Below are 21,966 nucleotides of genomic sequence, written 5' to 3'. Positions count from 1 at the left end.
TCAGTCGAAGCGCTCGGGATCCGAGCGCAGGTAGAGGACCTGGGGGCCGTCGTCCTCGCGCGCGAGCTCCTCGAGGAGGCAGCGCACGCCGTCCTCGGGGGCGATGAGGCCGATGCCGCGGCGGGCGTACTCCTTCTCCAGGGTCGCGTCGATCATCCCCTCGCCTCCGCCCCAGGGGCCCCAGTCGATGGAGAGCACGCGCCCCTCGAGGCGGCGGTTCATCGAGGTGGCGAGCTTGTCGAGGACGTCGTTGGCGGCGGCGTAGTCGGCCTGCCCGCGGTTGCCGAAGGCGCCGCTGACGCTGCCGAAGAAGACGACCTGCCCGATGTCGGGCTTGAGGTGCGCCTCGAGGGTGAGCGCCCCCTCGACCTTGGTGTCGACCACCCGCTGGAAGCCCTCGGCGTCCTTGTCGCGCAGGAGCCGGTCGTCGAGCACCCCGGCGCCGTGGATCACCAGGTCGATGCGGCCGTGGCGCTCGTAGACGGAGTCGATCAGGCGCCCGAAGGCCGAGCGATCGCGCACGTCGCAGGTCTCGTACTCGAAGCTCGCCCCCGTGGTCTTCAGGGCGGCGAAGGTCGCGCGCAGCGCCCGCTCACCGAGGAGGGTCCGGCAGATGCGCTCGACCTCGGCCGGGCTGGAGGCGAGCTCCAGCTCGACCACCTTCCGGCGCAGCTCGACGGCGGTGGTGGCGCCGCGCAGGGCCTCGTTCTCCGGAGCGGCCGGGGCGGCGCTGCGTCCCACCAGGATCAGCCGCACGCCCTTCCTCGCCAGGGCCAGGGCGACCCGGGCGGTGATGCCCCGGGCGCCGCCGGTGAGGAGCACGACCGAGCCCTCGGGGAGGGAGAAGCTCGCCTCGCCCTTGCCCGGCCGGGGGGACTCGACCACCCGGAGGACCTGCCGCTTTCCGCCGAACCAGCCGACCTCGGCGATGTCATCCTGGGCCATGGCCTCGGAGAGGAGATGCTCGGCCTTGGTCTCGGCGTCGTCCCGGGGATCGAGGTGCACGGCGCGGACCCGCGCCTCGGGCCACTCCCGGGCGATGGTCTTGAAGAGGCCGGCGACGCCGGCGGCCGGCAGCAGGTCGCCGCTGCTCTCCCGCCCGAAGCCGGGGCCGAGGGTGGTGGCCGCGATCACGGCCCGGGCGCTGGCACCCAGGGCCTTGCGGGCCATGTCCGCCAGCGCGAAGAGGCGGTGGCTCTGCCGCGCCTCACCGTCGCGCAAGAGCGGATCGAGGAGCACCAGCCGATCGCCGGCGTCGATGCGCAGCGGATCGGTGGCGACGCGCACGTGCGCGCCCGCTCCCTCCAGCCGGCGGCGCAGGACGCCCCGGAGGGTGTCGTCGCCGCCGTGGAGCACGAAGGTCTGGCCGGCCAGCGAGCTCCCGCGGCGCTCGAGGGGCGGGGCGTCGGCGACCTCGAAGACGAAGCGCAGGGTCGCCTCCGGGATCTCGGGCGCCGGCGCCTCCTCCTCGGACGCGGCCGGGGCCTCCTCGTCCTTGCGGAGCTGCTCCTCCAGCCACTCGAGGATCCCGCGGAGGGTCTTCACCCGGGAGAGCTCCTCGACCAGGCGGTCGCGCTCGTCGTCCGAGCCGCCGCCCAGGCCCAGCTGCTCGGCCAGCAGGCCGATGATCTCCACCCGCTTGATCGAGTCGATCGAGAGGTCCGCCTCCAGGTCGAGGTCCAGCTCGAGCATCGACTCGGGATAGCCGGTGCGCTCGCTGACGATCTGCATCAGCACCTCGGCGGGATCCCTCTCCTCGGGTGGGGCGCCGGAGGGCGCCGGGGCGCTCACCGCCTCGAGGGCGGCGCGCTCGGCGGGGGCGCTCGGGCTGGCCGTGGTCTCGATCACCGGGCCCGCTGCTGGCGGGGTGCCGCCGAGGAAGGTCAGGAGCACGTCGCGCTGGGCCGCGGCCAGGGTCCGCACCCCGCGCAGGTACTCCACCATCACCTCGCCGCGCTCACCGGTCGGGCCTCCCAGCCCCAGGCCGGCGCCCGGTCCGACGCCGAGGGGCTGCTCGACCACCTGCAGACCGTGGACCGGCGGCTCGCCCCGTCGCGGCACGGCGCGGTGACCGTCCACCTTCCAGGCGGCCGGCGAGGTGAGGGCGGCGGGCGACTCGAGGTCGAGGGGCCGGCCCTCCCGGCCGGCGAAGAGGGGCGCCGGATCGAAGGCGACGCCGGCGGCGGCGAGGCGGCCCAGGGTGTGGAGCAGGCCGGTGAGGCCGTCGCGTCCCGGCTGCTCCAGGCTCACCGCCAGGTGGGGGCGGTCACCGAGGATCTTGCCGGTCAGGTCGGTGAGCACCCGCCCGGGGCCGACCTCGACGAAGACCCGCGCGCCGTCCTCGTACATCGCCTCGATCTCGTCGAGGAAGCGCACCGGCCGGGCCACGTGCTCGGCGAGCAGCCGACGGATGGTGCCAGGATCATCGGCGTGCGGGGCGGCCTCGGTGTTGCTGTAGACCGGCAGCGAGGGGGTCTTCAGGGAGACGGTCTCCAGGTAGCGGCCCAGGATCTCGGAGGCGCCGGCGACGATGGGAGAGTGGAAGGCGCAGGCCACCGGGATCCGCCGGGCGGCCAGGCCGTCGGCGCCGAGCTTCTCCACCGCCCGCTCGATGGCGGCCTCGGTGCCCGCGATCACCGTCTGCTTGGGGGCGTTGTAGTTCGCGAGGGTGACCTCGTCGTTGCCGGCGAGGGCGGCGGCGACGACGTCGGCGCTGGCGCCCACCGCCGCCATGGTCCCGGGATCCTCGGAGCTCTCGGCGGCCTCGAGGATGGCCTCGGCGCGGGCCCGCGAGAGCTCGAGCAGATCCTCGGGCTCGAGGGCGCCGGCGGCGCAGAGGGCGGCGAGCTCACCGTAGCTGTGTCCGGCCACCATCGCGGGGTCGAGCTGCAGGGAGCCGAGCAGGCGGAAGGCCGCGAGGTCGACCAGGCCGAGGGCGGGCTGCGCCACCCGGGTGTCGGTGACGGCCCGGCGCTGCCGCTTGGCGGCCTCGGGGTCGAAGGCCGCGGGAGGGTAGATGGTCCGGGCCAGCTCGAGGTCGAGGTCGAGGAGAGACTGCAGCCAGGGGAAGGCGACGAAGAGCTCGGCCAGCATCCCCGGGCGCTGGGAGCCCTGCCCGGGGAAGAGGAAGGCGAGCTTCCCGCCGGCGAGCTCGTGGCCCTCGGCCGGGTAGATCCCGTCGCCGGCCATCCCGGCGCGGGCGCCGACCAGCTTCTCCTTCAGCTCGCTCGGGGTGGAGGCGACGATCGCCAGCTGCACTGGCGCACCGGCGTCGCCGCGCGCGTTCAGCGCGGCGGCCAGCTCCCGCAGGCACCAGGGCTCGCCCTGCTCGAGGACGGCGGCCAGCCGCCCGAGGTCCTCGGGATCCCGGAAGAGGAAGAGCTCGGCCGGCCACTCGATCAGGCCCGGCGCAGGCGGCGCCGAGGGGTCCTCGTGGGCGGCGAGGATGGCGTGGAAGTTCGTCCCGCCGAAGCCGAAGGCCGAGACCGAGGCGGCGTGCTCCCGGCCCGGCCAGGGCGCGGCCTCCCGTCGGAAGACGAAGGGGCTGGCGCCGGGCTCCCAGGCCGGGTTGGGCTTCTCGATGTGCAGGGTGGGGGGCAGGGTGCGGTGGTGGAGGGAGAGGGCGACCTTGATCAGGCCGGCCAGGCCCGCCGCGCACTTGGTGTGGCCGATGTTCGACTTCACCGAGCCCAGGGTGATGGTGCCCGGCAGGACGCCGGCGGCGGAGTAGGTCTCGGTGAGGGTGCCCAGCTCGGTGCGATCCCCGACGACCGTGCCGGTGCCGTGGGCCTCGGTGAGCCCGATCTGCGCCGGCGAGAGCCCGGCCCGGTGGTAGGCGCGATCGAGGGCGCGCTTCTGCCCCTCCTTGCGGGGCGCGGTGAGCCCCAGCGAGCGGCCGTCCGAGGAGCCCGCCACGCTCTTGACCACGGCGTAGATCCGGTCGCCGTCGCGCTCGGCGTCGGCCAGGCGCTTGAGGGCCACCACCGCGACGCCCTCACCCAGGGCGATGCCGTCCGCCTTCGCGTCGAAGGTGCGGCAGCGCCCGGTCGGCGAGAGGGCGTGGGTGGAGGCGAAGAGCAGGTAGTCACCGATGGCGTTGTGCAGATCCGCGCCGCCGCAGAGGACGAAGTCCGAGGTGTGCGCCGTCAGCTCCTTGCAGGCGAGGTCGAGGGCGGCCAGGGAGGAGGCGCAGGCGGCGTCGACCGTGTAGTTCACGCCCCCGAGATCCAGGCGGTTGGCGATGCGGCCGGCGATGACGTTGGCCAGCACCCCCGGGAAGGAGTCCTCGGTGAGGGAGGGCAGCGCGCGATCGAGGGCCTCGGGCAGCTCGCCGAGGTACTGACGGTAGAGGTTGCGGAAGCCGTAGGCCGCCGAGAGATCGGTGCCGGCTTCGGCGCCGAAGATCACCGAGGTGCGCTCGCGATCGAAGTCGCGCTCGCCGTAGCCGGCGTCGATCAGCGCCCGGCGGGCGACCTCCAGGGCCAGGAGCTGCACCGGCTCGATGGCGGCCAGGCTGTTGGGGGGGATGCCGAAGGCCAGTGGATCGAAGTCGATGGGCGAGAGGAAGCCACCCCACTTCGAGGGCGTCCTCTGCCCGTCCTGGGAGTCGGGGTCGTAATAGAGCTCCTGGTTCCAGCGCGAGGCGGGGACCTCGGTCACGCTGTCGACGCCCAGCACGACGTTGGACCAGTAGCGGGGCAGGTCGGGTGCGCCCGGGAAGATGGACGCCATGCCGACGATGGCGACGTCGGCGGGCGGGATCGCCCGGCGCTTCCGCTCGGGGATCCGCAGGCCCTCGAGGTAGCGCTGGGTGCCGACGCTCACCTCGCGGTGCAGCTCGGCCAGGGTGGTGGGCTCGGCCCGCAGCGCGGCCACCTGGCCGAGCATGTACATGCCCTCGCGCCGCTGGGTCTCGGGCTCGACATCGAGGAGGGCGTCGCCCTCCCGGCGGATGCCCTTGGAGGCGATGCGCAGCCGGCCGAGGTTGAGCGACTCGAGGGCCGCCCAGATCTCCTTCGGGGTCTTGCTCTCGGCCTCCAGCTGCACCCGCGCCTCCTGGAAGGTGTCGACGTAGTGGGTCTCCATGCAGCGGGAGGCGTGGCCGGGAGAGGTCTCGAGGAGGACGGTCTCCTCGCACTCGATGGCGGCTTCCTGGAAGCCCTGGACGATGGCGCCGCTCCGCACCGCCTCCTCGGTGAAGAGGTAGGCGGTACCCATGAGGATGCCGATCTTCGCGCCCCGGGCCGCCAGGGGCGCGGCGAGGGTGGCGACCATCGCGGCCGAGCGGGCGTCGTGGATGCCGCCGGCGAAGAAGATGTGCAGCTCCTCCGGGGCGTCGAAGTCGAGCAGCCGCGTGAGCTGCTGCTCCCAGAGGGTGAAGGAGGAGCGAGGCCCCACGTGGCCCCCGCACTCCCGTCCCTCGAAGATGAAGCGGCGGGCGCCCTCCCGCAGGAAGAGATCGAGGAGGCCCGGCGAGGGGACGTGGAGGTAGGTGGCGATGCCCTCGGCCTCGAGCTGGCGGGCCTGGGCGGGGCGGCCCCCCCCGATCAGGGCGGCGGTCGGGCGGGCGGCGAGGATCGCCTCGAGGTGGGCCTTGCGGATGGCCTCGTCGACGAAGCCGAGGATGCCGACGCCCCAGGGGCGATCGCCCATCCGCTCCGCCGTCTCCTGGAGGAGGGCCATCGCGCGCTCGCGGGGCAGGAGGGCGAGGGCGAGGAAGGGCAGGGCGCCCGCGGCGGAGACGTCGTCGGCGAAGGCCGCCACGTCGCTCACCCGGGTCATCGGGCCCTGCGCCACCGGCACCTCGATGCCGTGGGCCCGCGCCAGCGGCCCCCCCGGCGCGAGCGAGCCCAGGGAGCGTGCCTGGTGGAGGTGCCCCCCCACCGCGTCGCGGATCGCGCTCACCAGCGCCCCGGCGGTCGGGTGCCGGGCGGCCAGGCCGGCGGCCAGCGCCGCCTCCTGTCCCAGGGGCAAGAGCTGCTTCTGCAGATCGTCCCCGCCGAGGGAGGCCGGCAGCCGCGTGCCGAGCTCGGCCAGCGGGATGTCGGGCCGGGCGAAGACCCGGATGTCCCCGATGCGCGCGGTCTCGCTCCCGTCGATGCCGCGCAGCGCCTGCTTCACCCCTTCCGGGAGGGTGCTCTCCTTCACCAGGGCCAGCTGGCTGTCGATCACGACGCCGGCGGCGCCACCGGCGTAGGCACCGGCCGCGGTGTGGATCCCGATCCCCCCCTGCACCCAGACCGGCCGGTCCGAGACCCGCAGGAGGCGCTGGAGGAGGACGTAGGCGCTGACCTTGCCGACCCGGCCGCCGCTCTCCGCGCCCTTGGCGATCAGCCCGTCGGCGCCGCCGGCGAGGGCCCGGTGCGCCTCGCGCACCGACCCCACCTGCACGAGCACCCGCCGGCCGCGGTGGCGCTGCGGATCGTCGGTCGCGGGGAGCAGGACGGTCTTGCAGTTCTCGGGCAGGGCGGGGGCCTCGACCCCCTCGGGGATCCGCACGCCGAAGGGCCGCCCCCAGCGCTCCAGCTCCGCCAGGGCCACCCGGGCCGCCTCGGGATCGCGCCCCAGGTCCAGCACTCCGAGGGCGCCGGCCTTCTCCAGTGCCCGGACCAGACCGGGGTCGGGGCGTTCGAAGGGCGTGATGCCGATGACGAGCTCGTGTTGCGTGGCCATGCGTGTGTTTCGCTTGCTCGAGGCGAGCCTCTCCCGACCCGAGGCGTCCCTCGGCGTCAGCAGCCAAAGCTACCACGGGCCCCGCAGGCGATCGATTTTCGCCCCGGAGCCGGAAGAGGGGGGCCTTCAGTCGGCGAACTCGCCGAGCATCTCGGAGACGAGGCCGCGGACCTCCTCCGGGTCGAGGGGCTTGGCGATCAGCGCCGCGAGCTCGTTGAGCCCGTGGCGGGCGGCGAGGCCATCCAGATCCGGATCACCGGTGATCAGCATCGCCGGCAGGTCCGAGAAGCTCGGGATCTCCCGGGCGGCCCGGCAGAGCTCGAAGCCGCTCATCCCCGGCATGTGCACGTCGGTGATCAGGAGATCGGGCTGGAAGGAGGGGATGTTCTGCAACGCCACCTCGCCCGACTCCGCCTCGAAGAAGACGTAGTCCCTTCCGACGAAATAGGCCGGCAACAACATGCGGACGGTCCGCATATCGTCGACGATCATGATCCTTCTCGGATTCCGCTGCTGCTCCAAGATGCTCCACCAGCCCCCGGCGGCCCCAAACCGGTAAGACCATACTCGATTCTCCCCAGGGGGATCATCGTCTCGGTGCGTCGAAAATTCGGCGGTGCCGTCGGGGGCTCCGGGGCGAGGCGATCCCGGCTAGTTTCCGACCCATGCCCCCCGAGCCCACCCTGATCGAGAGCCTCGACCGGCTGATGGAGGCGGCCTGGTTCGAGAACCTGATGATCGCCTACTTCTGTGTCATGGCCTTCGTCGCCGCGATCGTCGCGATCGCCAAGGGCCGCAGCCTGCTCTGGGGGGTCCCGATCGTCCTCTTCCCGCCGACCCTGATCCTCCTCCTGCGGCTGCCCCGGACCCGGCGGGCCGAGCAGGTGCAGTGCCAGGCCTGCCTGCAGTGGAACCCCCTGCGCCGGACGACCTGCGCCCGCTGCGGGCTCTCCCTCGACGACGCCTCGTCGATGGTCGACTGAAGAACTCTCCCGAAAGACACGACGGCGCCTGCCGGGTGAAGGGAGGCGCCGTCGAGGGGAGCGTGCAGTCGATCGGAGCGCCCTCTTGCCAGAGCATCGTCCGTGCCAGGCGTGCCAGAGGGGGAGGTGGTGCGTTTCCCCTTTCGATCCGGTGACTTGGGTCGCGAGGGCGGGACTGGGCGCGCCGTCATGACGCAAGGCGCAGCGCTCGAGACGCTGGCGGACGCAAAATTGTCGTGGGTGGTCATTTGGCCCACGCGGCACCGGCCTCTCCCCGCCCTCCCTTCCCCGGGCGGCCCTTGACGCGGCCCACCCCGGAGGGGGAAGAGTCGTGGACATGGCAGGCGAGAAGCACGCACCCCTGGAAGCCCTGAAGAACGCCGAGGCCCGCTGGCGGGAAGAGACCTACGAGCCCGCGCGGCGCAAGAACGCCGAGCGGCGGGAGTCCTTCGAGACACTCTCGGGCTTGCCCCTGGAGCCGGTCTCCACCCCCGCCGACTGGCCGCCGCCGGCCTTCCTCGAGAAGCTGGGCTTCCCGGGGGAGTACCCCTTCACCCGCGGCGTGCAGCCGACCATGTACCGGGGCCGGCACTGGACCATGCGGCAGTACGCCGGCTTCGGCACCGCCAAGGAGTCGAACGCGCGCTACCGCTACCTGCTGGAGCAGGGGACCACCGGCCTCTCGGTGGCCTTCGACCTGCCCACCCAGATGGGCCGCGACTCCGATCACGAGCGCGCCCGGGGCGAGGTCGGCCGGGTGGGGGTGGCGATCGACTCGGTGGAGGACCTCGGCGTCCTCCTCGACCAGATCCCCCTGGACACGGTCTCGACCTCGATGACCATCAACTCCACCGCGGCCTACCTCCTGGCGGCCTACCAGGTGCAGGGGGAGCGCACCGGCGTCGCGCCCGAGCGCCTGCGAGGGACGATCCAGAACGACGTCCTCAAGGAGTACATGGCGAGGGGCACCTACATCTATCCGCCGGGGCCGGCGCTCCGGATCATCACCGACGTCTTTTCTTATGCGGCTAGAAGCTTGCCAGCCTTCAACACCATCAGCATCAGCGGCTACCACATCCGGGAGGCCGGCTCGACGGCGGTCCAGGAGGTGGCCTTCACCCTCGCCGACGCGATCGCCTACGTCGAGGCGGCGCAGAAGGCCGGGCTCGAGGTCGACACCTTCGCCCCGCGCCTCTCGTTCTTCTTCAACGTCCACAACGACTTCCTCGAGGAGATCGCCAAGTTCCGGGCGGCCCGGCGCCTCTGGGCCCGGATCATGAAGGATCGCTTCGGCGCGAAGGACCCGCGCTCCCAGATGCTGCGCTTCCACAGCCAGACGGCCGGGGCGACCCTGACCGCCCAGCAGCCCGAGGTGAACGTGGTGCGGGTGGCCCTGCAGACCCTGGCCGCGGTCCTCGGCGGCACCCAGTCCCTGCACACCAACTCCCTCGACGAGGCGCTGGCCCTGCCCACCGAGCACACCGCCCGGATCGCCCTGCGCACCCAGCAGGTGGTGGCCCACGAGTCGGGCGTGACCTCCCTCATCGATCCCCTCGGCGGCGCGCCGGCGATCGAGCTGCTCACCGATCGGATCGAGGCCGAGGCCGAGGCGCTGATCGCCAGGATCGACGGCCTCGGCGGCATGGTCGAGGCCATCGCCGCCGGCTGGCCGCAGCAGGAGATCCAGGAGTCCGCCTACCGCTACCAGCTCTCGGTCGATCGGGGCGATCGCAAGATCGTCGGGGTGAACGCCTTCGTGGACGAGGACGAGACGGCCCGCATGGATCTCCTCCGCGTCGATCCGGCCCTCGAGGCCGAGCAGTGCGAGGCCCTCGCCCGGCTGCGCTCCGAGCGCGACGGCGCGGCGGCCGGCAAGGCGCTGCAGGCCGTCGAGCGCGCGGCCCGCGGCGACGAGAACCTCCTGCCGCCGATCCTCGAGGCGGTGCGCGCGCGCTGCACCCTCGGCGAGGTGAGCGACGCGCTCCGGGAGGTCTTCGGCGAGTACCAGGAGGTCCCGGTCCTCTGATGTCAGCGGCCCCGGCGCTCCCCCGCGACTTCGGCGGCTACCGGCTGGACAAGGTCCTCGGGACCGGGGCGATCACCACCGCCTTCCTCGCGACCGAGCGCGCGAGCGGCGCGCGGGTGGTCCTCAAGCAGATCCACAAGTACCTCCTCGAGCAGCAGGAGGAGGTCGATCTCTTCGTCTCCGAGGCGCAGGTGCTCGCCGCCCTCGACCACCCGAACATCGGTCGCATCCTCGACGTGGGGCTGGTGGAGGACGTGCCCTACCTCTCCCTCGAGTTCATCTCGGGGCGAGACCTCACCGAGGTGCTGCTCAAGCGCGAGCGGATGGAGAAGCGGCCGCTGCCCCTGCCGCTCTGCCTCCACGTCGGGCGCTCGGTGGCCCGGGCGCTCTCCCACGCCCACCTGCGGAAGGACGACCAGGGTCGGAGCCTGCGGATCGTCCACCGGGACGTCTCACCCAACAACGTCATCCTCTGCTTCGACGGGGGCGTGAAGCTGGTCGACTTCGGCATCGCGCGCTCCAGCCTGCGCGCGACCCGCACCGCGGTGGGGATGATCCGGGGGACGCCGGGCTACATGTCCCCGGAGCAGCTGCGGGCGGACCTCGTCGATGGCCGCTCGGACGTCTTCGTCCTCGGCGCGCTGATCTACCGGATGATCGCCGGCCGCCCGGCCTTCCCGGTGGAGGCGGGCAACCTCGAGTCCTACCGACGGCCGCTCACCGAGGAGGCGCCGCCCCTCCACCTGGTGCGGCCCGACGTGCCGGAGGCCCTCTCGCTGCTGATCGCCGAGGCGATGCGCAAGGACATCATCGAGCGCCTCGAGAGCGCCGAGGCCCTGGCCCGTGGCCTGGAGGTCATCGCCCGGGAGCACGACGCCGAGGGCAGCCCGGAGCAGGTCGCCGATCTGCTGGCGTGGCTCTTCCCCGAGGCCGCCGAGCTCTCGGAGCAGGTCGAGGAGGAGGGGCTGGCCGGCGGGGAGGCCCGAGCCCGAGGCGAGGCCCTCTCCTACGTGCGCGACGATCCCGGGGTCGCGCTTCCGGACTTCGGCGACGCCGACTCCAGCGAGTCGACTCAGGCCTCCGAGCGGCCGATCACCTTCGTCGAGGTGACCGACCCGGGGCCGGTGGGCGGGGCCACGGCCGAGGAGGGCGTCACCGTCGACGAGGAGGCCTTCGGGGGCAGCCTCGACGACACCTTCCTCGACCGACTCCCCCCCGAGCTCCTCCTGGCCCGGGGCCCGCCGACGGTGGACGCGCCGCCGCCCCACATGACCCCGGCGGCCACCCCGGCGCTGCCCTCACCGGACGCGGCGCCGGTGGCGGTGAAGCGCTTCGGGGTCACCACCGCGCGGCGCGAGGAGCTCGCGGCGGGCGCTCGCCGCCGCTCCCTGTTTGGCGCCGTCGGCATCGTCCTCGGCCTGGTCGCCCTGGCCGTGCTGGCCGGCTACCTCTTCTGAGGCGGCGCATCAGCGGTGGTCCTCCGAGGCGTGTCGGATCCTGGCGCTGCCGAAGCGCACGGCGACGCGGACGATCAGCCGGGGAGGCCGGGCCAGGTCGGTGGGGAAGCGCTCGCTCTCCTCGCGCTCGTCCCGCTCGCGCCGGTGATCTCGGCCGTGCCGCCGGCGCCGCTTCTGGTTCGGTCGCGTCACCTCGCCGAAGACCACCGAGGTCTCGAGGCGGTAGGGCACCCGGGGATCGAGGAGGACGGTGGCCTCGCCGAAGGAGACCTGCACGTCCACCGTCTCGGGCTCCTGCGGGTCGAGGTGCGTGAGGTCGATGAAGCCCTCGCCGAAGGTCACCCGGTAGGCGTGATCCGCCCCGGTGGCCGCGGGCAGCTCCTGGCCCCGGATCATCGCGGCCAGCATCCGCAGCCAGCTGCGCCCCACCAGCGCGCCGCCCGCCAGCAGCAGCGCCGGGATCACGATCAGGCCGCCGAGGCCCACCGCCAGGTCGACGCCCGCCGCGACCGTCACCACCCCCGCCGCGACGCCTGCGTCTCGCAGGAAGGTGGAGGGCACGGCCGGCGCGGGGACGGCGAGCGCGTCGGTGGCCGGCGCGCCGGCCGGAGCCAGCTCGGCGGCGGCCGCCTGCGCCCTCTTCTCGACGGCCCGCGCGAGGGCCTGCCGCGAGACGCCCACCTCCTCGGCGATGGCCTCGAGCTCCTCGTAGGTGACCCCCTCGTGATCGGCGGTCGCGGAGCGGTCGCCCTCGCTGGCCTGCCGGACGATCTCGCCCACCTCTTCGATCGAGAAGGTCCGCGCCCTGGGATCCTGCGACATGGCGGCACGCTAGCAGCCCAGCGAGGGCGTCGCCACGGTCGCGCGATCCTTCCGGGGTCGCCGCAGGGCAAGTTTTTTCAGCCTGATCTTTCGCCCTTCCACAGACCTGTTGCAGATCGGTCTTTTCCTTTACGGGGGCCTTCGCCCGAAGAGAATGCCCGCATGACCGAGGTCATCGAGCTCGCACTTCACGCCCGTGCCCGCCGCCTGCTGCTGCTCCTGCTGCGCCGGCACGGGCTCGACTTCTTCCTCGACCACCGCCCGGAGGAGCACTTCCCCCGGATCGACCCGCGCAAGGTCGACATGGTGGTCCAGCTCTCCCGCCGGGCTGGCGCCCAGTGGCCGGTGGGCACCGACCCCGAGAGCCAGGAGATCTCGGCCCGGACCATGGTCCGGCGGATCCTGATCCGGCGGTTGGCGACGCGCCTGGTCGAGGCTCAAGGCTAGGAGCGCGGGCGCGAGCAGGGACCGTCGCGAGGGCCCCCTTGAGGTAAGCTGGGGGCCCGTGAGACGCAGCTTCCTTCCCCTCCTGCTCGCCCTGGCCTGCCTCTGGCCGGCGGCCGGCGCGAGCGCCCAGCGCCGCCGGGAGCCCACCCTCTTCGTGGGCTGGACCGAGCTCGACCGGGCCGAGGCCGAGGAGCGCAACCCCGACTTCCTCTACGAGGCCGCGACCCTGCGGCCCGGGACCATGGGCATCGCGGCGGGGCTGGGCTTCCCCTTCCTGGTGGTCGACGGCGGGGTGGGGATCAGCGAGAGCACCGACCTGCGGGTCGGCGTGCGGGCCCTCTACGGGCTGATGTCTCGCCTCGAGGTCGAGGGCCGCGTCCGCCTGATGGGCGGCCGGGAGGACTTCGCGCTCGCCCTGCGCCTCGCCGGAGGCTACGCCTTCTACCAGGCCCAGCGGGTGGCGGTGGCGATCTCCGGCACCCGCGACGCCTCGACCTCGGTCGGGCTGGTGGCCTCGATCCGCAGCAGCCAGGGGGCGGTCTTCTTCGTGGAGACCTCGGGGCAGCTGGCCTTCGACTTCCACCCCGAGCCCCAGGCGCTCGGGGGCATCCCGCCGGCCTTCCTGCTGGTGGGCAACCTGCCCATCCATGCCGGGGTGGAGCTTCGGATCTCCCGCAGCTTCCACCTCTCCAGCATCATCGGACTCGACCTTCACTTCACCTCGCCCGAGAACCCGCGGGCCGAGCCACCGGTGATGCCCTACGTGGCCGTCATGCTCGACGTGCTGCACTGATAGCCCCGCCCCGGGGAAGCCGGGCGGGAGACTGGAGGAGACGATGCGAGTTTCGGTGCTGGGGGGAGGCTCCTGGGGGACGGCGCTGGCCGACGTGCTGGCGCGGCAGGGCAACGAGGTCTCGCTCTGGCTGCGCGACACCGCCGTGGCGCAGGACATCAACGGCAAGCACGAGAACACCCGCTACCTGAAGGGGCACGTCCTCCCCGACACCCTGACGGCGACCACCTACCTGCCCTCCTCCCTCAAGGACGCCGAGGCCGTGGTGGTGGTGATCCCGACGCCCTCCATCCGGGAGGTCCTGCGGGAGCACGCCCACTCTATCCCCACCCAGGTGCCGATCATCGCGGCCAGCAAGGGCATCGAGAACGGCACCCTGATGACGGTGGCGCAGATCCTGGAGGACGTCCTCCCCGAGGTCTACGAGCCCTACCTGGCCTTCCTCTCCGGGCCCTCCTTCGCCAAGGAGGTCTGCGCCCAGCAGCCCACGGCCGTGACCATCGCCGCCTCCTGGCACAAGGTCGCCGAGCGTTCGCAGGCCCTCTTCACCGCCCCCTACTTCCGCACCTACACCTCGACCGACGTGCTGGGGGTGGAGGTCGGCGGGGCGCTCAAGAACGTGATGGCCATCGGCGCCGGCATCGCCGACGGGCTGGGCTTCGGGCACAACACCCGGGCCGCGCTGATCACCCGGGGTCTGGCGGAGATCTCGCGGGTGGGCACGGTGATGGGGGCGAACCCGCTGACCTTCATGGGCCTGGCCGGCATGGGCGACCTGGTGCTCACCTGCACCGGGGGCCTCTCCCGGAACCGCACCGTCGGGGTGGAGCTGGGCAAGGGCAAGAAGCTCGAGCAGATCCTCGAGGAGCTGGGCATGGTCGCCGAGGGCGTGAAGACGACGGCCTCGGCCCACGATCTGGGCAAGAAGCTGGGGGTCGAGATGCCCATCACCGAGGCGGTCTACCAGGTGCTCTACGAGGGCAAGTCACCGAAGCAGGCCGTGGTCGAGCTGATGAGCCGCGCGCCGAAGTCCGAGAACCAGTAGGTCTTGTCCGCCGGGATCCTCGCCGCCCTGGTCGCGGGGGCCTTCGTCACCTCGATCCTCTCGGCCATCGTGGGGATGGGCGGGGGGCTGACCCTCCTGGGGCTGATGACGGCCCTCCTCCCGCCCACCTGGGTGGTGCCGCTGCACGCGGTCGTGCAGCTCTTCTCGAACTTCACCCGGACGCTCGTCTTCCTGCGGCAGGTCAGCTGGAAGATCTTCCTGATCTACCTGCTGCCGATGATCGGCGGCGTCGCCCTGGCCACCTCGCTCTGGCAACCCACGAAGATGGGCTACCTCAAGCCGGCGATCGGGCTCTTCATCCTGGCCTTCCTCGCCTGGCGCCGCTTCGGCGCGCCGCGCTTCGGTCAGCGAAACCTCCCCCTCTGGACCTTCGCCCCGGTGGGGCTCTTCGTCGGCTTCCTCACCCTCTTCGTCGGCGCCACCGGGCCCTTCGTGGCCCCCTTCTTCCTGCGGGACGATCTCTCGAAGGAGGAGATCGTCGCGACCAAGGCGGCCTGCCAGTCCATCGGGCACGCCCTCAAGATCCCGGCGTTCCTGACCCTGGGCTTCGACTTCCAGCCCCACCTGGGCCTGGTCGCGGCGATGGTGGTCGCGGTGATCCTGGGGACGGTGCTGGGCAAGGCCATCCTCCACCGGATCTCCCGGCCTTTCTTCCTTCTCCTCTTCGAGAGCGTACTGGTGGTCATGGCCCTCTGGCTTCTGCTGGGGGCAGCCTTCGGCTAGGTTCTGACGCACACGGGGAGGAAAGATCTCATGCGAAGCAAGCTCATCGTCATCGCTCTGGCGCTCACCTTCGCGGCTCCGGCCGCGGCCCAGAACTCGCCGCCGCCGGCGCGCCGGCAGGCCGAGCTGCCGAACCTCGGCAAGATCCGGAAGAACCGGTACATCGGTGTGGGCCTGGGCACCGGCACCCTGGCGAGCGGCTTCTCGGCCAAGTACATCGTCGGCGACGCCCTGGCCTTCCAGGCCAACCTCGGTGGCTGCCACCGCTGCGTTCGGCGGACGAATGGGTACTGGTACTACGGTGCCTACAACGGCATCGCCGCGAGCATCGACGTCCTCCTGGAGATGCCCGGGGTCCGGCGCAACGAGATCGTTCGCTTCGGTTGGTACCTCGGCGCCGGCGGCGGACTGGGTATCGATGAGTTCGGCAGCTCACTTGGCCTCGCCGTCGCTGGCGTCATCGGTGGCAGTCTCGAGTTCGTGCCGATCCCCATCGATCTCGCCCTCGAATACCGCCCGAACGTGCGTATCTTCCTGGGCGGTGCGGCAGCGGGTTTCGATTTCGGACTCGTCACGGCCCACATCCGCTTCTACATCCTCTAGAGCCCCCACCAAGGAGCCTCCCATGACCGTGGTCGCTGGCCTCGTCGGCCTGCGCCCCGCCCCCGAGCGGGTCGCCAAGGTGAGCTGTCCCCCCTACGACGTCATCAAGGAGGGGACCCCCCTCGAGGCGAAGCTGCAGGCGGAGGACGACAGCCTCTTCCACGTCACCCTCGGCGACGCGCCGGCCGCCGCCCTCACCAGCCTGCGGGCCCGCAACGCGCTGATCGACGACAACGAGCCGGCCTTCTACGTCTACGAGCAGACCTGGGAGCTACCCACGCCGGGGCAGCGGACGGGGGTCTTCCTCGCCTGTGAGGTCACCGACTACGCCGAGCACCAGGTCATCCGCCACGAGAAGACCTTCGACGCGAAGGTGAAGGGGCGGATCGCGCTGGCCGAGTCCACCGGCCACACCTTCGGTCCCGTCTTCCTGCTCACCCGAGCCTCGCTGAAGGGCGCCTTCGCCTCCGTGAAGGAGGAGGCACCCCTCTACGACTTCGTCTCGGACTTCGGGCCGGGGACCGAGCTCACCGGCATCGCCAGCAAGGTCTGGCGCGTCCCCGAGGAGAGCGAGGCCGGGCGGACGATCCAGGCCGCCATCGGTGAGCACCCGCTCTACATCGCCGACGGACACCACCGCTACCACGCCGCCCTGCGGAACGAGCAGACCCACACCCTCGCCTACGTCACCGAGGAGGCCGAGATCCTGGCCTACGATCGGGTGGTCAACGGCACGGTGCCCTTCGCCGAGGTGCGCGAGAAGCTCGACCTGAAGCCGGTCGAGGCCTTCGCCACCCCCGGGAAGCACGCCTTCTGCCTCCACTCGAGGGAGGGCACCTGGCTGCTCGAGGCGAAGGAGGTCCCGGAGGACGTGGTGGGGCGCCTCGACTGCTCGATCCTCGAGCGGGAGCTCTACCCCCACCTCGGGCTCTCCCACGATCAGATCGTCGATCCGGCGCACTTCGACTACTACCCCGAGTCGGCCCTCGACGAGATGAAGGCGCAGGTCGCGAGCGGCAAGTACGAGCTGGCCGTCGCCCTCCACCCGGTGAGCATCGGCGAGCTCATGGCCGTGGCCGACGCCGGCCTCGAGGACCCCGAGATCGTCATGCCCGAGAAGAGCACCTTCTTCGCGCCGAAGATCCTCTCGGGGCTCTTCGTCTACCGGCACGCGCGACGCTGATCAGGGGGCGGGGCAGGCGGTGCGGTAGTCGCCCCGGCCGTCGACCCGGGCCCGGACCCGGCCGAGGGAGGGCTGCCAGTCGGTCACCTCGCAGCCCTCGAGCTCGGCGCAGGGGACTCCGTCGCGCAGGACCCGGGGCCGGACCTCGCAGGTCTGCGCCTCGAAGCTCAGCAGGATGAAGCCGTCGAGGTTCGTGAGCGCGGGGTGCCGCGCGATGACGATCCGATCCTGCTGGACGTCGATCTTGTCTCCCAGGCCGACGTTGCCGGGGATGGTCAGCCCGCTGCGGTCGACCCAGCGCGCCTCGCCCCACTCGTTCCCCCACGAGAGCTGGTTCCGCTTGCCCTCGCCGGCGTCCAGGATCGCATAGACCTCCTCGTCCTCGGAGGTGAAGGCGTTGTCCTCGATGCGGGCGCCCTGGGCGTCGAGGCAGAGCACGCAGCCCGAGTAGGTCGTTCCGACGAAGGTGTTCCGGGAGAGGGTCACGTCCACCTGGCCCCGGGAGAAGATCCCGAGATCACCGGCGCAGGTGTTGCCGCGGATCTCGATGTCCTCCCCGCCCCAGACGGAGAGGCAGCAGAGCAGGTCCTCGGCGAAGACGTTGTCCAGGATCCGGGCGCCGCGGGCCGCGACCTCCTCGCCCCCCGGCTCGAGGAAGTGCAGGCAGTTCACCGATCCGCAGCGGTGGAAGAGGTTGCCCTGGATCAGCCCGCCCTCCTGCGAGGTGAAGCGGGCGTCGTAGGGATCCCAGTAGGACATGGCCTCCAGAAACCAGCACGGGACCGCCTACAGCATGGGGCCGCCGGATCGCTCCCGGAAAGAGGGAATCGACCGGCCCCCCCCCGGAAAAGACGGGGGGTCAGGCCCGGCGTCCGGGAGGGGCTAGAGGCAGAACCAGGGCAGCCCGCTGACCCCGTTGGCGGGGCACTCGAGGCAGATGAAGCAGCCGGCGCACTGGCTGTTCGTGATCTGGTCCATCGTCGCCTGGTTCTTGATGCAGGTGCCGGCGACGCAGCTGCCCGGCACGTCCGGGAGGGTGCAGAGCGCCGGGGTGTCGTCGGGGTTCCAGTCGTCGGTGCAGGCGGCGCCGTCCTCGTAGAGGCAGTGGGCGTAGGTGCCGCTGCCGGTGCCGTTCACCTGGCAGCGGCCCTGGTTGCACTGGCCAGTGCCGATGGTGCAGGCGATGCCGGTGATCCCGTCCGGGAGGGTGGAGAGAGCGTAGCTGCAGGTGTAGGTGCCGCCGCCGGGCACGCAGGTGTCGATCGTGCAGGGGGTGCCGTCGTCGCAGGGGTTCCCCACGCAGGGGTCGCCCGAGCAGGTGTCGCCGGCGCAGCCGTAGTCGCAGGTGATGTCGGGCAGCCGCTGGAAGACGCAGGTGCCGGTGGCGCTGTTGCAGGTGCCGATGGCCTGATCGTAGCGCTCGATGATGCCGGTGCCGTCGCCCTGGTTGGTGCAGGTCTGCCCCGGCGGGGTGCAGGTGGTGCGGGCCCCCTCGCACTGGCCGTTGGCCGTGCAGGCGGCGCTCGGCACGCAGGGGTCGCCGCTGTCGCAGGGCTCGCCCTCCGCGAGGAGGGTGTAGTCACAGACCCCGCCGGTGCAGGTGCCGGTGGGCTCGTAGCACTGGTCGTTGGGCGGGCTGTCGCAGGAGATCCCGATGCAGGGGTCGGGGGCGCAGGCGCCGTTCAGGCAGCCGAAGGGGCAGGTCTCGTCGTTGAAGAGCTTCTGGCAGACCCCGTTCTGGCACTCGCCCTCGATGAGGTAGGTGCGGCGGGTGTTCATGTCGACGCAGGCCGGCGCGGGGGGCGCGGCCGGATCGCTGCAGGGCGTGGTGTCGGCCATCGCGGTGTAGCTGCAGGTGCCGCCGCTGCAGGTCCCGTTGGCCTGGTAGCAGTAGGGGTTCGGCGGCTGCTGGCAGCTCTTGCCCAGGCAGGGGTCGGGGGCGCAGGCGCCGGCGGTGCAGCCGAAGGTGCAGGTCTCGTCGCTGGTCTCGAACTCGCAGGTCCCGTCCACGCAGCGGCCGCCCGGGAGGTAGACCCGGGCCGTGGTGCTGTTGAGGCACAAGGGGGAGGGGGGCGTGCTGCAGTCGACGCCGTGGCAGGGGCCGGGGTCGATGCCGAAGCCGGTCACCGTCAGGAGGTACTCCGGCAGGTTGGTGCTGTCGTTGTTCACCACGAAGGAGGTGGAGTACTCGCCCTCGCGGATGGGGGCGAAGCGCACCCGCAGGGTGGTGCTGCGGCGGGGCTGGATCTCGGTCTCGTCGTACTCGATGGCGAAGGCGCCGCCCATCGTGTCGCCGGTGATGTCCCCGAGGGAGACCAGCAGATCCCCGTTGTTGGCCAGGGTGATGGTCCGCTCGTCGGCCTGGGCCAGGAGGACGTTGCCGAAGTCGATGCTGTCCCCCGAGGGGGCCATCAGCCGCTGGGCGGCGATGATGCCCTCCTTGCGGCAGCCGGAGGACACCAGCAGCACGAGCGCCAGCCCGGACAGCAGGAAGAGACCCCTCGAACGAACACTCTCGAAAGTCATCGGACCCCCAATACGGCACCGCGGACAGCACGGCCGACTCATCGAACCCGGTCGGGAACCTAGCCGAAGCGGGACCGGTTCCGGAAGTGCCAGGCGCCTGGGGGGCCGGAACGTAAGGCCCGGCTCTAGAGCCCGTAGCGGGCGATCTTGCGCAGAAGGGTGCTGCGGCCGATCCCCAGCGAGCGGGCGGCCTCGCTGCGGTTCCCGTCCACGCTCTCGAGGACCCGCCGGATGTGCTCCCGCTCGACCTCCTCGAGGGTGGCGGCGGGCCCGAGCTCGAGGGCGCCGGGCTCCCCCGCGCGGCTCCGCTCGGCCCCCCGATCGGGCAGGGGCAGGTCGGCGGGCTGGATGACGGTCTCGTCGCAGATGACCACCGCGCTCTCGATGCAGTGCTCGAGCTCCCGCACGTTCCCGGGCCAGCGGTAGGAGAGCAGCCGGCTCCAGGCCCCCTCGGAGAGGGCCGGGACCTCGCGGCCGTGGCGCCGGGCCGTGCTCTGGATGAAGTGCAGCACCAGGCGCCGCAGGTCGGCCTCTCCGCGCTCCCGCAGCGGGGGCAGGAGGATGTCGACCACCCGCACCCGGTAGTAGAGGTCGCTCCGGAAGCGGCCCTCCTTCACCATCTGCTCCAGGTCGCGGTTGGTGGCGGTGACCACCCGGACGTCCGCCTCCACCTGCTCGGTGCCGCCCACCCGCAGGAAGGTGTGATCCTGCAGGACGCGCAGCAGCTTGGACTGGGCGGAGAGGGGCAGCTCCCCGATCTCGTCGAGGAAGAGGGTGCCGCCGGCGGCCGCGTCGAACTTCCCCTCGGCCCGGGCGTCGGCGCCGGTGTAGGCGCCCTTCTCGTGGCCGAAGAGCTCGTTCTCGATGAGGCTCTCGGGGAGGGCGGCGCAGTCCACCTTCACGAAGGGGCCCTCGCTGCGCCGGGAGTTCACGTGCACCGCCCGGGCGAAGAGCTCCTTGCCCGTGCCGCTCTCGCCGTGGATGAGCACCGTGGCCTCGGAGCGGGCGGCGCGGGTGGTGAGGTCGTAGGCGCGCTGCATCACCGCCGACTCGCCGATGATCCGGTTGAAGCGGCTGTCGACTTTCCCCTGGGCGACCCCGGCGGGGGCGGCCTCGCCCCGGAAGAGGGCGTCGTAGAGGGTGGTGGCCTCCACCGCGGCCGCGGCCTGCTCGGCCAGGGCGGTGAGGGTCATCTCATCGTCCCGGGTGAAGGGGCCGCCCTGCTTGTTGAGCAGCTGCACGACCCCGATCAGGTCGCCCTGGCTGTCCCGGAGGGGCACCGCCAGGATCGAGCGCGTCTCGTAGCCCGTCCGGGCGTCGATCCCCGAGAAGAAGCGGGGGTCGGCGTTGGTGGTGGGCACGTTGAGGGTCTCGCCGGTCTGCGCGACGTGCCCGGCCACCCCCTGGCCGAGGGCCAGCCGGATCTCCGAGAGCTCGGGCAGGTCGGCGGCCTTGGAGAAGAGCTCCTCCCGCGCCCGGTCCAGCAGGTAGAGGGTGCCCCGGTCGGCCCGCATGGCCTGGGCGATGCGGCGCACCACCCCGGTCAGGAGCTCGCCGAGGGCGACCTCCCGGTCGAGGAGCTCACCGAGCACCAGGAGCGGGTCGCCAGGTCGTGGAGGAGAGGTGCCCACCGCGCCTCGCAGTCTATCTCGAATCCTGGCGCGTGCGATGGCCACCCTAGAACCTCACCACCTCGCCCTCCCGGGCGGCGCGGGTCCAGGGGAAGAGCCCCCGGGCGTCGCGCTCCATCCGGGCGACGAAGGCGTCATCGTGGGTGGGGTCGTGGTGGAAGAGGGCCAGGGTCTTGGCCCCGCAGGCCCGCGCGATCCGGGCGGCCGCCTCGTGGGTGGAGTGACCCCAGCCCCGGCGGCTCGGCCCGAAGGTGCCCTCGTACTCGTCCGGCGTGTACTGGGCGTCGTAGATGAGCAGGTCCACCCCGCGGGCGAGCTGGAGGAGGGCCTCGTCGAGCTCTCCGTCCGCGCGGTGCTCGGTGTCGGTGGCGAAGCAGACGCTGTGGCCCTCCGCCTCGATGCGGTAGCCCAGGCAGCCCTGGGGGTGCTCGAGGCGCCGGGTGAGGATCTCGAAGGGCCCCAGGGCGAGCCGGTCACCGTCGTCCAGGTCCCGGAAGCGCTTGTCCGCGCCCATCGCCTCGAGGGGCACCGGGAAGTTCGGCGCCTCCATCTGACGGGCCAGGGCCCCGCGCAGGTCCATGGGCTCCTCGCTCCCGCCGGCGGCCTCGGAGGGGCCGTAGAGGGTCAGCTCGGTGCCCGGGACGTAGGCCGGGGCGAAGAAGGGGAAGCCCTGGATGTGGTCCCAGTGCAGGTGGGTGAAGAGGAAGGAGGCCTCGATCGGCACGCGGCGGTCGCCCTGCCGGGCCGCCTCCAGGAGGTGATCCCCCAGGGCGCGCACCCCGGTGCCGGCGTCCAGGATGAGCCGCTCACCCTGGCTCTCGACCTCGACGCAGGTGGTGTTGCCGCCGATCTTCCGGGTGGCCGGTCCGCTGCTGGCCACCGAGCCTCGCACGCCCCAGAACCGGATCTTCATCTCACTGCCTCCTTGGTGGGTCATTCGACCTCTCCAGACTGCAGTCAGCGTGCCACTCTCCAAGTACCTGAAATCAGGTACCGCCGCTTCGAATTGAGCCACTTCGAGTCAATCGTCTGCG

General features: G+C 72.1%; 16 protein-coding genes. 9 read left to right on the top strand and 7 right to left on the bottom strand.

Annotated features, from left to right (window positions below):
* Together P1V51_09515 and P1V51_09510 are read right to left on the bottom strand one after the other, a co-directional pair.
* A complete protein-coding gene (locus tag P1V51_09515) occupies positions 1–6,672 on the bottom strand; it encodes an SDR family NAD(P)-dependent oxidoreductase (protein ID MDF1563271.1) in 6,672 nt (2,223 codons plus the stop codon).
* A gap of 126 nt (positions 6,673–6,798) precedes the next feature.
* The gene (locus P1V51_09510; protein ID MDF1563270.1) at positions 6,799–7,164 is read right to left on the bottom strand and encodes a response regulator; all 366 of its coding nucleotides are present in this window, start codon (positions 7,162–7,164) and stop codon (positions 6,799–6,801) included.
* Positions 7,165–7,337: 173 nt separating this feature from the next.
* On the opposite strand from P1V51_09510, the gene P1V51_09505 reads away from it, so the two are divergent.
* From P1V51_09505 to P1V51_09495, 3 genes are all read left to right on the top strand, one after another.
* Complete coding sequence (locus P1V51_09505; GenBank protein MDF1563269.1) at positions 7,338–7,655, top strand: hypothetical protein; 318 nt, start codon at positions 7,338–7,340, stop codon at positions 7,653–7,655.
* A 337-nt stretch (positions 7,656–7,992) separates the two neighbouring features.
* Complete coding sequence (locus tag P1V51_09500) at positions 7,993–9,681, top strand: methylmalonyl-CoA mutase family protein (GenBank protein MDF1563268.1); 1,689 nt, start codon at positions 7,993–7,995, stop codon at positions 9,679–9,681.
* Complete coding sequence (locus P1V51_09495) at positions 9,681–11,138, top strand: serine/threonine-protein kinase (GenBank protein MDF1563267.1); 1,458 nt, start codon at positions 9,681–9,683, stop codon at positions 11,136–11,138. Before P1V51_09500 ends, P1V51_09495 begins: the two co-directional genes overlap by 1 nt.
* A gap of 9 nt (positions 11,139–11,147) precedes the next feature.
* On the opposite strand, the gene P1V51_09490 is transcribed toward P1V51_09495, so the two are convergent.
* Positions 11,148–11,960 carry a hypothetical protein gene (locus P1V51_09490; GenBank protein MDF1563266.1) on the bottom strand — a complete coding sequence of 271 codons (813 nt, stop codon included), beginning with the start codon at positions 11,958–11,960 and terminating at the stop codon, positions 11,148–11,150.
* A 162-nt stretch (positions 11,961–12,122) separates the two neighbouring features.
* On the opposite strand from P1V51_09490, the gene P1V51_09485 reads away from it, so the two are divergent.
* From P1V51_09485 to P1V51_09460, 6 genes are read left to right on the top strand one after another with little or no spacing between them, the layout of a single operon-like run.
* Positions 12,123–12,407, top strand: coding sequence for a hypothetical protein (locus P1V51_09485; GenBank protein ID MDF1563265.1), 285 nt, complete (start codon positions 12,123–12,125; stop codon positions 12,405–12,407).
* Positions 12,408–12,465: 58 nt separating this feature from the next.
* Positions 12,466–13,200, top strand: coding sequence for a hypothetical protein (locus tag P1V51_09480; GenBank protein ID MDF1563264.1), 735 nt, complete (start codon positions 12,466–12,468; stop codon positions 13,198–13,200).
* Between the two features lie 43 nt (positions 13,201–13,243).
* Positions 13,244–14,245: an NAD(P)H-dependent glycerol-3-phosphate dehydrogenase gene (locus P1V51_09475; protein ID MDF1563263.1), complete on the top strand. Its 1,002-nt coding sequence runs from the start codon at positions 13,244–13,246 to the stop codon at positions 14,243–14,245.
* A gap of 3 nt (positions 14,246–14,248) precedes the next feature.
* Positions 14,249–14,989: a sulfite exporter TauE/SafE family protein gene (locus P1V51_09470; GenBank protein ID MDF1563262.1), complete on the top strand. Its 741-nt coding sequence runs from the start codon at positions 14,249–14,251 to the stop codon at positions 14,987–14,989.
* 30 nt (positions 14,990–15,019) lie between these two features.
* Entirely contained in the window at positions 15,020–15,592 is a 573-nt protein-coding gene (locus P1V51_09465) for a hypothetical protein (protein MDF1563261.1), read from the top strand.
* Positions 15,593–15,614: 22 nt separating this feature from the next.
* The gene (locus P1V51_09460) at positions 15,615–16,775 is read left to right on the top strand and encodes a DUF1015 family protein (protein MDF1563260.1); all 1,161 of its coding nucleotides are present in this window, start codon (positions 15,615–15,617) and stop codon (positions 16,773–16,775) included.
* Here P1V51_09460 and P1V51_09455 read toward each other — a convergent pair whose 3' ends face one another.
* The 4 genes from P1V51_09455 to P1V51_09440 all read right to left on the bottom strand — a co-directional run bounded on the left by P1V51_09455 (position 16,776) and on the right by P1V51_09440 (position 21,845).
* Positions 16,776–17,534 (bottom strand): hypothetical protein, encoded by a 759-nt coding sequence (locus P1V51_09455; protein MDF1563259.1) that lies wholly within the window; start codon positions 17,532–17,534, stop codon positions 16,776–16,778.
* Positions 17,535–17,657: 123 nt separating this feature from the next.
* Complete coding sequence (locus P1V51_09450; protein MDF1563258.1) at positions 17,658–19,301, bottom strand: choice-of-anchor D domain-containing protein; 1,644 nt, start codon at positions 19,299–19,301, stop codon at positions 17,658–17,660.
* A 125-nt stretch (positions 19,302–19,426) separates the two neighbouring features.
* The gene (locus P1V51_09445) at positions 19,427–20,932 is read right to left on the bottom strand and encodes a sigma 54-interacting transcriptional regulator (protein ID MDF1563257.1); all 1,506 of its coding nucleotides are present in this window, start codon (positions 20,930–20,932) and stop codon (positions 19,427–19,429) included.
* Positions 20,933–20,978: 46 nt separating this feature from the next.
* Complete coding sequence (locus tag P1V51_09440) at positions 20,979–21,845, bottom strand: MBL fold metallo-hydrolase (protein MDF1563256.1); 867 nt, start codon at positions 21,843–21,845, stop codon at positions 20,979–20,981.
* Positions 21,846–21,966 lie beyond the last annotated feature (121 nt).

This window comes from Deltaproteobacteria bacterium (assembly GCA_029210625.1).
In the GTDB taxonomy this organism is placed as follows: domain Bacteria; phylum Myxococcota; class Myxococcia; order SLRQ01; family SLRQ01; genus JARGFU01.
This window is presented reverse-complemented; position numbering and strand designations above follow the sequence as displayed.